Origin of the sequence: Actinacidiphila bryophytorum (assembly GCF_016916835.1) — a bacterium.
Taxonomy (GTDB): Bacteria; Actinomycetota; Actinomycetes; order Streptomycetales; family Streptomycetaceae; genus Actinacidiphila; species Actinacidiphila bryophytorum.
Genome location: NZ_JAFFIX010000001.1, coordinates 517,770 through 530,332, shown reverse-complemented (window position 1 = coordinate 530,332; position 12,563 = coordinate 517,770). Strand labels below are relative to the sequence as shown.

Sequence of the window (12,563 nt, the reverse complement as noted above, 5' to 3'; positions counted from 1 at the left end):
GCGGGTCAGCGGCAGGCGGGGTCCGGGACCACCACGATGCTGGCGTTGGTGGCCTTGCTGTCGTCGCCGTCCGACGTGTCGAAGTGCGTCGTGCTGTAGCCGCGCTGCCCGGCCCCGACGCATTTGGTGGCCACGTTCCCGAACCCGTCCGGCATGTTGTAGACGGTGACGGCGCTGTCCTCGCCCTGCCTCTCCGCCACCGGTGCGTCGCCCCGCCCGGAGGCGTCGTCCTCCCTGACCCGCTGCCACCAGTACCAGCCGCCGTAGCCGGCTCCCGCCGCCAGGATCAGGCACAGCAGGACCACCAGGACGACGCCGGCGCCACGCCCGCCGCGCCTCCTCAGCCGGGGCACTGCGGGTCCTTGACGATCTGGATGTTCGACGGGCCGCCGCTGTTGGTCGTGACGTACGCCCGGTTGCCGCTGCCGACGCACTTGGTCGCCAGGTTCCCGAAGCCGTCGGGCATGTTGTAGACCGTCGCCGGGCTGTCCTCGCCCTGCTTGCCCTTGACCGGCGCGTCGCCGTACCCCTTGGCGTCGTTGGCTCCGCAGCCGGCGAGCGCGAGTACCGCCCCCAGCGCCGCCACCCCCACCGCGATCCGCGCGCGCCGTCCCCCTGCCGTCATACCGCAGCCCGTCCCTTCGCTCGCGGGACGCCGGTTCCGGCCCCCGCGGACTGTCACGCCACCGCGATCGGAACGGTTCCACCGCGGTGAGCGGCCGTGTCGATCCGGCGCCGCCCCGTTCGACCTACGGGGTGAGAGCGCCGCACGGCCCACCCCCCCGGCTGGTGGCGCCCAAATCCCTGACGAGGAGATCCGACCATGACGACGCAGACACCTCCGGCCACGCGGGCCGGTGCGACGGACGAGGCGACCGTACGGACGAGGCGGCGGGCGCGGGCCGTCGCGGTCGGGGCGGCCACCCTGCTGCCGGCGGCGGTCTGGCTGCCGGCCTACGCGCTGGGCGTCCGATTCGTCCTGACCGACTCACAGGGCACCGCGACCGTCAACCTGCCCGTCGTCCTCGCCTTCTCGCTGCTCTTCGCCCTGCTGGGCTGGGCCTCCCTCGCCCTCCTGGAACGCCTCACCCGCCGCGCCCCGACCTGGTGGACGACCCTGGCGGCCACGGTCGCCGCGCTCTCCCTGGTCCCGGTCTTCGCCGAGGACGCCACGGCCGGCACGAAGGCCGCACTGACCCTGATCCACCTCACCGTCGCGGCAACCCTGATCCCCCTGCTGCGCCGCACAACGGCCGGCTGACCCGGGGGCGGGGCGTACCCTGCCGCCTCCCCGAAGGAGTAGTCACTGCTCACTCCCACCGGCGTACGGGACCGCCATGATCCGGGGAGACACGTGAGGCCCGCGCAGTGCGGCGCCCGGGGGACCCGTGCGTCGGCAAGGACGGACACCGGCACTCGCCTGTCCATGAAACCGACGCACGACAAGGAAACTTTGCCAATGCCGCAGTCCTTCCCGCCGCCGGGGCCGTACCAGGACCCCCGGGAAGCGGACGGAACCGTGCCGCCCTTCCACGCCCGGCCGGTGCCTCGCGAGCAGAATCCCTACGCCCAGCCGGTGCCGCCGCCGGCCGGTCCGTACGCGCAGGGCTCGTTCACGCCGGCGACTGCCGAGCCGTCGTCGCCCGTGGGACGGCCGGGCAAGCGCCGGGGCCGGCAGGCCGCCGCAGGACGGCGGACAGGCGGACGGGCCGTGCTCGCGGTGGCGGCGGCCGTGGCCCTGCTCCTGGTAGGCGTCGGCGTGTACGCCCTGGCGAAGGGAGCGCCCGGTCACCGGTCCGGTCCCGCGGCCGCCGGGGGGACGGGCGCGGGGCTGCTGACGGCGGGGCGCCCGTACCGTCCGGATCTCGCGTATCTGTGGAACAAGACCGCCGACCCGGTGGCGGCCGAGGACGGGCAGTACGACACGCTGGGGCTGTGGTTCGTCGGCCGGTACGCCGTCAAGAACGAGATCGGCAAGGTCGTGGCGTACGACATCGACACCGGGGCTCGCGCCTGGTCGATCCCGGCCCCAGGCCGCCGCGACTGCAGCGCGGCGAGGGACTCGTACGCCGGCCTGACGGCAGTCCAGTACGGCACGAGCTGCGAGAAGGTGATGGCCATAGACCTCGCCGCCGGGAAGGTGCGCTGGACCGTGGCCCTGCCCGGCGGCACCGGAGGGCAGCTCGACTTCGCCTTCAGCGAGATGGCGATCAGCGGCGACACCCTGGCAGTGGACTGGCTCACCGGGTCTGCGGGCTACCGGCTCAGCGACCACCGGCCTCTGTGGCACTCCGGATACGACGCCTCGTGCAACACCGACGGGTACGCCGGCGGCGCCCGACTCGTGTCGGTGGTCAACTGCAACGCCCGAGCGTACGAGGTGGAGCTCCTCGACCCCGCCCGTCACGGCGCCGCAACCTGGAAATGGTCGGCGCCCGGGGGCACCGTGATGAGCGCGGTCGTCTCCACCGACCCCGTCATCGTCATGATCGGCACCCAGGGCGTGCCCTACCGGGACGTGATCGCCCTCGACGACGCCGGGCACCAGCGGTGGCGCATATCGCTGGGCAGCGGCAAATACCACATCGACAGCGACGGCAACGAGCTGCAGGCTGTGCACAACGTGCTGGTCAGCGGCGACGCCGTGTACCTGTCGCTGGGCAGGGACACCGCCGGCCAGGACCGGTCGATCGGCGGCATCGTCGCCTTCGGCCTGGCCGACGGCAGGCAGCGCTGGGTCGCCAAGTCCGACGCCCTGCACAGCATCACCGCGATCGGCTTCCAGGACGGAAAGCTGCTCGCCTACGAACCCCCCGACCCGCTCGCCCGCGGCTGGCTCGTCGCCGTCGACCCCGCCACCGGCGCCATCCGGCGGTACGCCACTCTCCCGGTCGACAGCTACAGCCGCCTCGGGCAGCTGGTGATGCGCAGCTACCCGCTATGGCACAACGGCTCCCTCTACATAGTGGCGAGGTCGGTCTACGCGACAACGGGCCACCAGGCGTACCTGGTCGCACTCGGCTGAGCGTCGTCAGCTCCGGTCGCCCTGCCGCCCGCTCGCCGCCCCCACGCACCGCACGCAGGTCAGCGGGCGTGCCCGGCGGGGCGTGGTGGGGCGGCTGGGACTCGAACCCAGGACCGGCGGATTATGAGTCCGCTGCTCTAACCGGCTGAGCTACCGCCCCGTACGGCGTGGCGTGCGCGCCGTCTGCCGCAGCATAGCTGCTCATACGATCTGTCGCCCTCGTGGGTCACAGACGCGTCATCAGGTGGACTCGCGGGGGCGGGGGGATGGTTCCCCCGGGCATGAAAAAGGACCCCGAAGGGGTCCTGATCCGGCGCTCCCCCGACTGGACTCGAACCAGTAACCTGCCGGTTAACAGCCGGCTGCTCTGCCAATTGAGCTACAGGGGACCAGCTCCCCCGACTGGACTCGAACCAGTAACCTGCCGGTTAACAGCCGGCTGCTCTGCCAATTGAGCTACAGGGGATCGCACTGCGTGCACCGAATGCACCCGCCGGGGTGTTCCCGGAAGGCGCGCTCTCGGTGCGACACATACATTAGCGCAAGTGGGGGGGTGCTCCGCCAACCGATAGCGCCGGGGTTGTCGTCCGGATGCGCAGGGTAGGCGCGGAGCACACGCGCGGTGCGACGAGACCGGTGAGGAAGGGTGGAGCCATGCGCTACAAGCTGACGTTCATCATGGGAGCCGCGTTCGGCTTCGTGATCGGGGCGCGGGCGGGCCGGGAGCGGTACGACCAGCTGGCGGCGGCCGCACAGCGCTTCGCGAAGAACCCGGCGGTGCGCAATGCCGCCGAGAGCGCGGCGCAGCAGAGCAGGACCGCCGCGGTGAAGGCCGCCGACACCGTCTCGGCGAAGGTCGGGCCGCGGCTGCCGGACGCGCTGGCCCACAAGGTGCGCTCGCTGCGCAACGGCAGCGGCCCGGACGACGACTGGGGCACGTCGAACACCTGACCTCGAACACCTGAGCAATACCTGACGGCGGGCGCCGGGTACGGCATCATCGGCCCTATGGGCAAAGTGGCCGGTATAGACAGCTCCACCGCAGGTACCACCGTCGTCGTGTGCGACACCGACACCGGTGAGGTCCTGCGGCAGGGGTATGCACCCCACGAGGTGCCGGACGGCGAGAAGCCGACCGAGATCGACCCCCAGGCGTGGCTGCTGTCGCTGGGCGAGGCCGCCAAGGGCGGGGTGCTCGAAGGTGTGCAGGCGATCGGGATCTCCGGGCAGCAGCACGGCCTGCTCGCGCTGGACGCGGGCGGCGTGACCGTACGCCCCGCGCTGCTGCGCGGCGACAAGCGGGCGCAGGTGCAGGCCGCGGACCTGGCGCAGGAGCTGGGCGGGACCGCGGGCTGGGCGGACGCGGTGGGCGCCCAACCGCAGGCGGCGTACCCGGTGGCGAAGCTGCGCTGGCTGGCCCAGCACGAGCCGGCCGCGGCCAAGCGCATCGCCGAGGTGATGCTGCCGCACGACTGGCTGGTGTGGCAGCTGCTGGGCCAGCCCGCCCGCCGCACCACCGACCGCGGCGACGCGTCGGGCACCGGCTACTGGTCGGCGGCGTCCGGCGAGTACCGCAGGGACCTGGTCGAGCTGGCGCTGGGCCACCAGGTGGGGCTGCCGGAGGTGCTGGCGCCCGCCGAGCCCGCGGGCCAGACGCCCGAGGGCCTGCTGATCTCGGCCGGCACCGGCGACAACATGGCCGCGGCCCTGGGCCTGGGGCTCGGGCCGGGCGACGCGGTGGTGTCGCTGGGCGCGGCCGGCACGGTCTTCGCGGTGCACCACGAGGCGCTGAAGGACCCGACGGGCACGGTCACCGCGTTTGCCGACGCGACGGGGCGCCACCTCCCGGTGGTCCAGGTGCGCAACGCGGTACGCACCCTGCGCGGCACCGCCGAGTTGCTGGGCACGGACCTGGCGGGGCTCTCGGAGCTGGCGCTGCAGTCGACGCCGGGGGCGTACGGCCTGGTGCTGCTGCCGTACCTGGAGGGCGAGCGGACCCCCGACCTGCCGCACACCGCGGGCACCCTGGCTGGGCTGCGGCGCGAGTCGATGAAGCGCGAGCACCTGGCGCGGGCGGCCTTCGAGGGCATGCTGTGCGGGCTCGCGGACGCGCTGGACGTGCTGCGCAACAAGGGCGTGGAGGTGCGCCGGGTCTTCCTGCTGGGCGCGGCGGCCGAGCTGCCCGCGGTGCAGGCGCTGGCGCCTGCGCTGTTCGGCACCCTGGTGGTGGTGCCGCCCGCGGCGGAGTACGCGGCGATCGGCGCGGCCCGGCAGGCGGCCTGGTCGCTGGGCGCGGTGCTGGGCTCGCAGTCGCAGAGCGAGCCGCCGCACTGGCCGATGCCGGGTGCGGTGCTGCTCGACCCGGCGGACGGCGAGCCCGCGGAGGGCGCCGGCCACGGGGGGCACGGCAGCCCCGAGGGCAGGAGCAGCGGGGGCGGTGGCGCGGCGGTCGGCTCGGCCGTGCGCCAGCAGTACATCGCTGTGCGCGAACACACCCACCCGGGAGCTTTTGCCTCGCTTTAATCATGTGCGGCCCGGGGATGCCTGAGGATAGTGTGGCGCGCCGGTCGGGGCCGAGCCGGACCAGGCCGCGCAGCCGAGCCGACCGATCCCGAGGTATCTAGCGTGCTGATCCGACTCCTGCGTTCCCACCTGGGACCCTACAAACGCCCCATCGGCGTGCTCGTCGCGCTGCAGCTCGTCCAGACGATCGCCGCACTGTTCCTGCCCACACTGAACGCGGACATCATCGACAACGGCGTGGTCAAGGGTGACTCCGGTTACATCCTGGGCATGGGCGCCACCATGATCGGCGTCACCGTGGTGCAGGTGGTGTGCGCGGTCGGCGCGGTCTACTACGGCGCCAGGACCGCGATGGCGGTCGGCCGGGACATCAGGAAGTCCGTCTTCGACCGGGTGCAGAGCTTCTCGGCCCGCGAGGTCGGGCAGTTCGGCGCCCCGTCGCTGATCACCCGCACCACCAACGACGTCCAGCAGGTGCAGATGCTGGTGCTGATGACCTTCACGATGATGGTCTCGGCGCCGATCATGTGCGTCGGCGGCATCGTCATGGCGCTCGGCCAGGACGTGCCGCTGTCGTCACTGCTGCTGGGCGTGGTGCCGGTGCTCGCGGTCGCGGTCAGCCTGATCATCCGCAAGCTGCGGCCGATCTTCCGCACCATGCAGAAGCGCGTCGACACCGTGAACCGGGTGCTGCGCGAGCAGATCACCGGCATCCGGGTGATCAGGGCCTTCGTCAAGGACGACTACGAGAAGCAGCGCTTCGGCAGGGCCAACGACGAGGTCACCGAGGTGTCGCTGGCCAGCGGCCGGCTGCTGGCGCTGATGTTCCCGACCGTGATGGCGATCGTGAACGTCTCCAGCGTGGCGGTGCTGTGGTTCGGCGCGCACCGCATCGACAGCGGCGGCATGCAGATCGGCGCCCTGACGGCCTTCCTCAGCTATCTGATGCAGATCCTGATGTCGGTCATGATGGCCACCTTCATGTTCATGATGGTGCCGCGCGCCGAGGTGTGCGCCGAGCGCATCGAGGAGGTGCTCGGCACCGACTCCAGCGTCGTACCGCCGAAGGCCCCGATCACGGTGCTGCGCCGGCACGGCGAACTGGAGCTCTTCAACGTCGACTTCGCCTACCCCGGCGCCGAGGCCGCGGTGCTGCGGGGCGTGGACCTGATCGCCAGGCCCGGCGAGACCACCGCGGTGATCGGCTCGACCGGCAGCGGCAAGTCCACGCTGCTGGGCCTGATCCCGCGGCTGTACGACGCGACCGGCGGCCGGGTGCTGGTGGACGGCGAGGACGTGGCGGAGCTGGACCCGGCGCTGCTGGCCAGGACCGTGGGTCTCGTGCCGCAGAAGCCGTACCTCTTCTCCGGGACGGTCGCCTCGAACCTCCGCTACGGCAAGCCCGACGCGACCGACGAGGAGCTGTGGCACGCGCTGGAGGTGGCGCAGGCCAAGGACTTCGTCGCGAAGCTGGACGGCGGCCTCGACGCGCCGATCGCGCAGGGCGGCAGCAACGTCTCCGGCGGGCAGCGGCAGCGGCTGGCGATCGCGCGGGCGCTGGTGCGGCGCCCGGAGATCTACCTCTTCGACGACTCCTTCTCCGCGCTGGACTACGCCACCGACGCCGCGCTGCGGCGGGCGCTGGCGGCGGAGACCGCGCTGGCGACGGTGGTGATCGTGGCCCAGCGGGTGTCCACGATCCGCGACGCCGACCGGATCGTCGTGCTGGACGAGGGCCGCGTCGTCGGGACCGGCACGCACGCCGAGCTGATGGCGGAGAACGAGACCTACCGGGAGATCGTGTTGTCCCAGCTGACCGAGCAGGAGGCGGCGGCATGAGCGGCCAGGACGACAAGGGTGCCGACCCCTTGGGCAAGGGCGGCCCGGCAGGGGCGGGCGCAGGAGCAGGCGCCGGCCCCGGCGGCAAGCCGATGGCCGCCGCCCGCCGCGGCCCGGCCCCGATGGCAGGCCCCGGCCGCTTCATGAGCGGCGGCCCGATCGAGCGCTCGATGGACTTCAAGGGCTCCCTCAAGCGCCTGCTCGGCCTGATGCGCCCGGACCGGGCGCTGCTCTACGTGGTCTTCGCCTTCGGCACCGTCAGCGTCGCGCTCACCGTCACCGGGCCGCGCATCCTCGGCCACGCGACCGACCTGATCTTCGCGGGCGTCATCGGCCGCCAGCTGTCGGGCACCACCAAGGACCAGGCGCTGGACTCGCTGCGCGAGCACGGCAAGGGCGGGGTCGCCGACATGCTCTCGGGCATCGACTTCACCCCGGGCAAGGGCATGGACTTCGGTGCGATCGGCGGGGTGCTGCTGATCGCGCTGGCCGTCTACCTTGCGGCGTCGCTCTTCAGCGTCGTGCAGATGCGGGTCGCGACCACCGTGATCAACCGGACGGTGTACCGGCTGCGTCGCGACATCGAGGCGAAGCTGTCCCGGCTGCCGCTGTCGTACTTCGACCAGCAGCCGCGCGGCGAGGTGCTCAGCCGCGCCACCAACGACATCGACAACATCGGCCAGACGATGCAGCAGACGATGGGCCAGCTGGTCAACTCGCTGCTGACGATCGTCGGTGTGCTGGCGATGATGTTCTGGATCTCCTGGCTGCTGGCCCTGGTGGCGCTGGTGACGGTGCCGGTGACGCTGCTGGTGGCGACCCGGGTCGGCAAGCGGGCGCAGCCGCAGTTCGTGCAGCAGTGGAAGACGACCGGCACGCTCAACGCGCACATCGAGGAGATGTACACCGGGCACTCCCTGGTGAAGGTCTTCGGCCGCGCCGAGGAGTCCGCGGAGACCTTCCGGCAGGAGAACGAGGCGCTCTACGACACAGGTTTCAAGGCGCAGTTCATCTCCGGCACGATCCAGCCGATGATGATGTTCATCGGCAACCTGAACTACGTGCTGGTCGCCGTCGTCGGCGGGCTGCGGGTCGCCTCGGGTGCGCTGTCCATCGGTGACGTGCAGGCCTTCGTGCAGTACTCGCGGCAGTTCAGCCAGCCGCTGACGCAGGTCGCCAGCATGGCGAACCTGATCCAGTCCGGTGTGGCCTCCGCCGAGCGGGTCTTCGAACTCCTCGACGCCGAGGAGCAGTCGCAGGACCCGGAGGTCCCGGCACGCCCCGCCGAGCTGACCGGGCGGGTCGCACTGGAGGACGTGTCCTTCCGCTACGAGCCGGACAAGCCGCTCATCGAGAGCCTGTCGCTGGCGGTGCAGCCCGGGCACACGGTCGCGATCGTCGGCCCGACGGGTGCGGGCAAGACCACCCTGGTCAACCTGCTGATGCGCTTCTACGAGGTCTCCGGCGGCCGGATCACCCTGGACGGCACGGACGTGTCGGCGATGTCGCGCGAGGAGCTGCGCTCCTCGATCGGCATGGTGCTCCAGGACACCTGGCTCTTCGGCGGCACGATCGCGGAGAACATCGGCTACGGCACCGAGGACGCCACCCGCGCGGACATCGAGGCGGCGGCCAGGGCGGCGCACGCCGACCGCTTCATCCGCACCCTCCCCGACGGTTACGACACGGTCATCGACGACGAGGGCACGGGCGTCAGCGCGGGCGAGAAGCAGCTCATCACGATCGCCCGCGCCTTCCTGTCCGACCCGGTGATCCTGGTCCTGGACGAGGCGACCAGCTCGGTCGACACCCGCACCGAGGTCCTCATCCAGCGGGCGATGGCCAAGCTCAGCCACGGCAGGACGAGTTTCGTGATCGCCCACCGGCTGTCCACGATCCGCGACGCCGACGTGATCCTGGTGATGGAGTCCGGCTCCATCGTCGAACAGGGCACGCACGACGAACTGCTCGCCGCGGAGGGCGCCTACGCCCGGCTGTACGCGGCCCAGTTCGCGCAGGCGGTGGCGGAGGTCGACTGACCGCGGTGCGGCCGGCCGCGTCCTCCCGCATGACGTACGCCCCGGGCGGGCGCACCATGGGGGGAGGTCGGTCGGCCGGACGGCGGGAGCGGCGATGCGCAGAGTGCGAGCCCGGGGGGCCTGGGCCGCGGCAGCGGGCGCGATGGCGCTCGCGCTGGTGGCGGCCGGGTGCACGGGCAAGGACGCGGCGCCGCAGCCGACCAGGGGCGCCGCGGTCTCGTACCTGACCGGGCAGGCGGGGGGCGACGGGCGGATTCTGGCCGTGAAGATCGACAACGTGCCCGCCGCACGCCCGCAGACCGGCCTGGACGACGCGGCGATCGTCTACGCCATCGAGGTCGAGGGCGGGCTGTCGCGGCTGATGGCGGTCTTCGACGGCGAGCACCTGCCGCCGGTGGTCGGGCCGGTGCGCAGCGCCCGCGAGACGGACCTGCAGCTGCTCGCCGAGTACGACAGGCCGGCGCTGGCCTTCTCCGGCGCGCAGAGCGAGCTGCTGCCGGTGCTCAGGAGCAGTACGGACCTCACCGCGGTGACCGGCACGAAGGACTTCTACCGCAGCCACGACCGGCCGGCCCCGCACAACGAGTACCTGCGGCCGGCCGCCGCCGCGGCCAAGGGCGGCGCCGCCAAGGACATCGGCCTGCGCTTCGACGCCGCCGTCCCCGCGGGCGGCACCCCGGCCACGACCGCGTCGGCGAAGATGCCCGCGGCGCGCTTCTCCTTCACCTGGAACGGCTCGCGCTACCGGGTGTCCATGGACGGCAAGCAGTCGCCGTGGACGGCGGACAACGTCATCGTGCAGCACGTGGCGGTCAAGGAGTCCGACTACCACAGCCGTACCGGCTTCGTGCCCTTCTCCCAGACCGTCGGCCACGGCTCCGCGCAGGTCCTGCGCAACGGCCGCTCGTACGCGGCCGCATGGGACCGGCCGGCCGCGTCCGACGGGACGGCGTACACCGTCGGCGGTCATACGCTGCCGCTGCACCCGGGGCGCACCTGGATCGTGCTGGAGCCCTGAGCGGCGTGCGCAGCACGTCGAGTAATAGACAGCCAGCTGTACAGTTGGCTGGCTAAGCGTTACCGTGGACGCATGAGCGAACAGCAGGCACCCCCGCAGCCCGACACGGCGGCACTCGCCGGTGAGCTGCGGGTGGCGCTCGCCCAGCTCGTGCGGCGGCTGCGGGAGCAGGCGGACGGGATGGACCTCACACGGTCCCAGTCATCGGTGCTGCTGCGGCTGGAGCGCGACGGTGCCGCGACGGCCACCGCGCTGGCCCGCGCCGAGGGCGTACGGCCGCAGTCGATGGCGAAGATCGTCCAGGCGCTGGAGGCTGCCGGGCTGGTCAGCGGGGCGCCCGACCCCCGGGACGGGCGCAAGACGCTGCTGAGCATCACCGAGGCGGCGCGCGAGGAGTTCAGGACCGGGCGGCTGGCCAAGGAGGACTGGCTGACGCGGGCACTGGACACGACGCTCTCACCCGCGGAGGTCGCGCAGCTGGCCTCGACCCCGGGCCTGCTGCGCCGCCTGGCCCAGTCGCCGTGACCGCGTCCACCACGGAGCAGTCGCCCCGCACCGCGCCGGGCAGGCCCTTCGGGCCGCGGTTCGTGAGCCCGCTGCTGCTCGGCTCGACGCTCAACCCCATCAACAGCTCGATGATCGCGACCGGGCTGGTCGGGATCGGCCTGGACTTCCACAAGGGGCCGGGGACCACCGCCTCGCTGATCTCCGTGCTGTACCTGTGCAGTGCGGTGGCGCAGCCCACGATGGGCAAGCTCGCGACGGTCCTCGGCGCCCGGCGGATCTTCGTCACCGGTGTGGTCATCCTGCTGGCCGCGGGCGTGATCGGGGCCGCGGCACCGGCGTTCGGCTTCCTGCTGGTGTCGCGGGCGCTGATCGGGATCGGCACCTCGGCCGCCTACCCGACGGCGATGGCGCTGGTCAGGAAGCGGGCGGACGAGATCGGCACGGGGGTGCCCAGCAGGGTGCTGGGCAACTTCTCCATCGCCTCGCAGGTCACGATCGTCGTCGGCCTGCCGCTCGGCGGGCTGCTCGCCGGGGCGTGGGGCTGGCGCGCGATCTTCCTGGTCAACGTGCCGCTCGCGCTGGTCACCCTGGTCTTCACCCTCGTCGGCGTGGCGCCGGACCGGCCGGCCGCGCAGGGCGCCCGCTCGCTCCTGCCGACCCTGGACGTGCCCGGCATCGCGCTGTTCGCCGGCACGATCGTCAGCCTGCTGCTCTTCCTGTCCGACCTGACCTCGCCCACATGGTGGCTCGTACCGCTGACGGTCGCGCTGGGCGCGGCCCTGGTGGTGTGGGAGCGGCGGGCACCGAGTCCGCTGGTCGACGTGCGGATGCTCGGCCGCAACCAGCGGCTGCTGCGCACGTACGTCCGCCAGGCGCTGGTCTCGCTCGGCACGTACACCGCGCTGTACGGCACCAGCCAGTGGATGGAGGAGAGCGCGCACTACTCCGCCTCCCAGGTCGGCCTGATCCTGCTGCCGCTGTCCGGCGTGAGCATCGTGGTCGCCCGCCTGGTGTCCGGCCGCGGGTGGGTGCGCTGGCCGCTGATCCTGACCGGGGCCTCACTGGTCCTCACCGGCGCGGTGATGCTGCTGATCACCCACACCTCGCCGGTGGCCGTGCTGCTCGGCATGTCGGTGCTCTTCGGCTTCGCCAACGGCTTCAGCGGCTACGCCAACCAGGCCACCCTCTACGTCCACTCCCCCGCCGCCGAGATCGCCGTCGCCTCCGGCCTCTACCGCACCTTCGCCTACTTCGGCGCGATCTTCTCCTCCAGTCTGATCGCCATCGCCTTCGGCACCGCGGCCACCGACGCCGGCTTCCACGCGGTGTCCTACGTGATCACCGCGATCGGCGCGGTGGTCCTCCTCCTGACCCTCCTCGACCCGGCCATCCCCACCCGCACCGACCGCTAGGCCGTGGTTTGGAAGTAGCGCCGTCCGCCCACAGGGCGGGCCCCGCGGCGTCTGGTGCGTGCGATCGCAAGGCGGAGGGTCGTCCTCGTAGTGGGCCTACTCGGACGACTCCGACAACGCAGCGAGCGTGCGTGCCAGGCGTCGCGGGGCAGGCGGGACTTCCACAACACGGCCTAGGCCGTGCCGCGGTCAGCGGTCCC

Annotated in this window: 11 protein-coding genes and 3 tRNA genes; 9 read left to right on the top strand and 5 right to left on the bottom strand. The window is 72.2% G+C overall.

Annotation, left to right across the window (positions count from 1 at the left end; translation table 11 throughout):
- Positions 1-5: 5 nt before the first annotated feature.
- Both JT723_RS02210 and JT723_RS02205 read right to left on the bottom strand, forming a co-directional pair.
- Positions 6-353, bottom strand: coding sequence for a hypothetical protein (locus JT723_RS02210; RefSeq protein WP_205042585.1), 348 nt, complete (start codon positions 351-353; stop codon positions 6-8).
- Complete coding sequence (locus JT723_RS02205) at positions 341-625, bottom strand: hypothetical protein (protein WP_205042584.1); 285 nt, start codon at positions 623-625, stop codon at positions 341-343. The genes JT723_RS02210 and JT723_RS02205 overlap by 13 nt, the downstream gene beginning before the upstream one ends.
- Positions 626-823: 198 nt before the next feature.
- Here JT723_RS02205 and JT723_RS02200 point away from each other — a divergent pair, with 198 nt between their 5' ends.
- Together JT723_RS02200 and JT723_RS02195 are read left to right on the top strand one after the other, a co-directional pair.
- A complete protein-coding gene (locus tag JT723_RS02200) occupies positions 824-1,261 on the top strand; it encodes a DUF6069 family protein (protein WP_205042583.1) in 438 nt (145 codons plus the stop codon).
- Positions 1,262-1,459: 198 nt separating this feature from the next.
- Positions 1,460-3,025: an outer membrane protein assembly factor BamB family protein gene (locus JT723_RS02195; RefSeq protein ID WP_205042582.1), complete on the top strand. Its 1,566-nt coding sequence runs from the start codon at positions 1,460-1,462 to the stop codon at positions 3,023-3,025.
- Between the two features lie 83 nt (positions 3,026-3,108).
- Here the strand turns inward: JT723_RS02195 and JT723_RS02190 are convergent.
- The 3 genes from JT723_RS02190 to JT723_RS02180 form a co-directional block, all read right to left on the bottom strand.
- Positions 3,109-3,185 (bottom strand) — tRNA-Ile (locus JT723_RS02190).
- 156 nt (positions 3,186-3,341) lie between these two features.
- A tRNA-Asn gene (locus JT723_RS02185) sits at positions 3,342-3,414 on the bottom strand.
- A 4-nt stretch (positions 3,415-3,418) separates the two neighbouring features.
- A tRNA-Asn gene (locus JT723_RS02180) sits at positions 3,419-3,491 on the bottom strand.
- A gap of 188 nt (positions 3,492-3,679) precedes the next feature.
- Between JT723_RS02180 and JT723_RS02175 the strand changes: the two genes are divergently transcribed.
- From JT723_RS02175 to JT723_RS02145, 7 genes are all read left to right on the top strand, one after another.
- A complete protein-coding gene (locus JT723_RS02175) occupies positions 3,680-3,976 on the top strand; it encodes a YtxH domain-containing protein (protein WP_205042581.1) in 297 nt (98 codons plus the stop codon).
- 57 nt (positions 3,977-4,033) lie between these two features.
- Positions 4,034-5,548 (top strand): FGGY family carbohydrate kinase, encoded by a 1,515-nt coding sequence (locus JT723_RS02170; RefSeq protein WP_205042580.1) that lies wholly within the window; start codon positions 4,034-4,036, stop codon positions 5,546-5,548.
- Positions 5,549-5,650: 102 nt separating this feature from the next.
- Positions 5,651-7,387, top strand: coding sequence for an ABC transporter ATP-binding protein (locus JT723_RS02165; protein WP_205042579.1), 1,737 nt, complete (start codon positions 5,651-5,653; stop codon positions 7,385-7,387).
- Between the two features lie 122 nt (positions 7,388-7,509).
- Positions 7,510-9,426, top strand: a complete 1,917-nt coding sequence (locus tag JT723_RS02160; protein WP_205042815.1) for an ABC transporter ATP-binding protein — start codon at positions 7,510-7,512, stop codon at positions 9,424-9,426.
- A 94-nt stretch (positions 9,427-9,520) separates the two neighbouring features.
- The gene (locus JT723_RS02155; protein WP_240164892.1) at positions 9,521-10,444 is read left to right on the top strand and encodes a DUF3048 domain-containing protein; all 924 of its coding nucleotides are present in this window, start codon (positions 9,521-9,523) and stop codon (positions 10,442-10,444) included.
- Positions 10,445-10,516: 72 nt separating this feature from the next.
- On the top strand, positions 10,517-10,969 hold the full coding sequence (locus JT723_RS02150; RefSeq protein WP_205042578.1) for a MarR family winged helix-turn-helix transcriptional regulator: 453 nt from the start codon (positions 10,517-10,519) through the stop codon (positions 10,967-10,969).
- Positions 10,966-12,363 carry an MFS transporter gene (locus JT723_RS02145; protein WP_205042577.1) on the top strand — a complete coding sequence of 466 codons (1,398 nt, stop codon included), beginning with the start codon at positions 10,966-10,968 and terminating at the stop codon, positions 12,361-12,363. The genes JT723_RS02150 and JT723_RS02145 overlap by 4 nt, the downstream gene beginning before the upstream one ends.
- The last annotated feature ends 200 nt before the right edge of the window (positions 12,364-12,563 follow it).

What these genes read in the sequence shown, in the direction of transcription:
- JT723_RS02205 (WP_205042584.1), bottom strand. Translation starts at nt 625, where the DNA reads ATGACGGCAGGGGGACGGCGCGCGCGGATCGCGGTGGGGGTGGCGGCG.
- JT723_RS02200 (WP_205042583.1), top strand. Translation starts at nt 824, where the DNA reads ATGACGACGCAGACACCTCCGGCCACGCGGGCCGGTGCGACGGACGAG.
- JT723_RS02195 (WP_205042582.1), top strand. Translation starts at nt 1,460, where the DNA reads ATGCCGCAGTCCTTCCCGCCGCCGGGGCCGTACCAGGACCCCCGGGAA.
- JT723_RS02175 (WP_205042581.1), top strand. Translation starts at nt 3,680, where the DNA reads ATGCGCTACAAGCTGACGTTCATCATGGGAGCCGCGTTCGGCTTCGTG.
- JT723_RS02170 (WP_205042580.1), top strand. Translation starts at nt 4,034, where the DNA reads ATGGGCAAAGTGGCCGGTATAGACAGCTCCACCGCAGGTACCACCGTC.
- JT723_RS02160 (WP_205042815.1), top strand. Translation starts at nt 7,510, where the DNA reads ATGGCAGGCCCCGGCCGCTTCATGAGCGGCGGCCCGATCGAGCGCTCG.
- JT723_RS02155 (WP_240164892.1), top strand. Translation starts at nt 9,521, where the DNA reads ATGCGCAGAGTGCGAGCCCGGGGGGCCTGGGCCGCGGCAGCGGGCGCG.
- JT723_RS02150 (WP_205042578.1), top strand. Translation starts at nt 10,517, where the DNA reads ATGAGCGAACAGCAGGCACCCCCGCAGCCCGACACGGCGGCACTCGCC.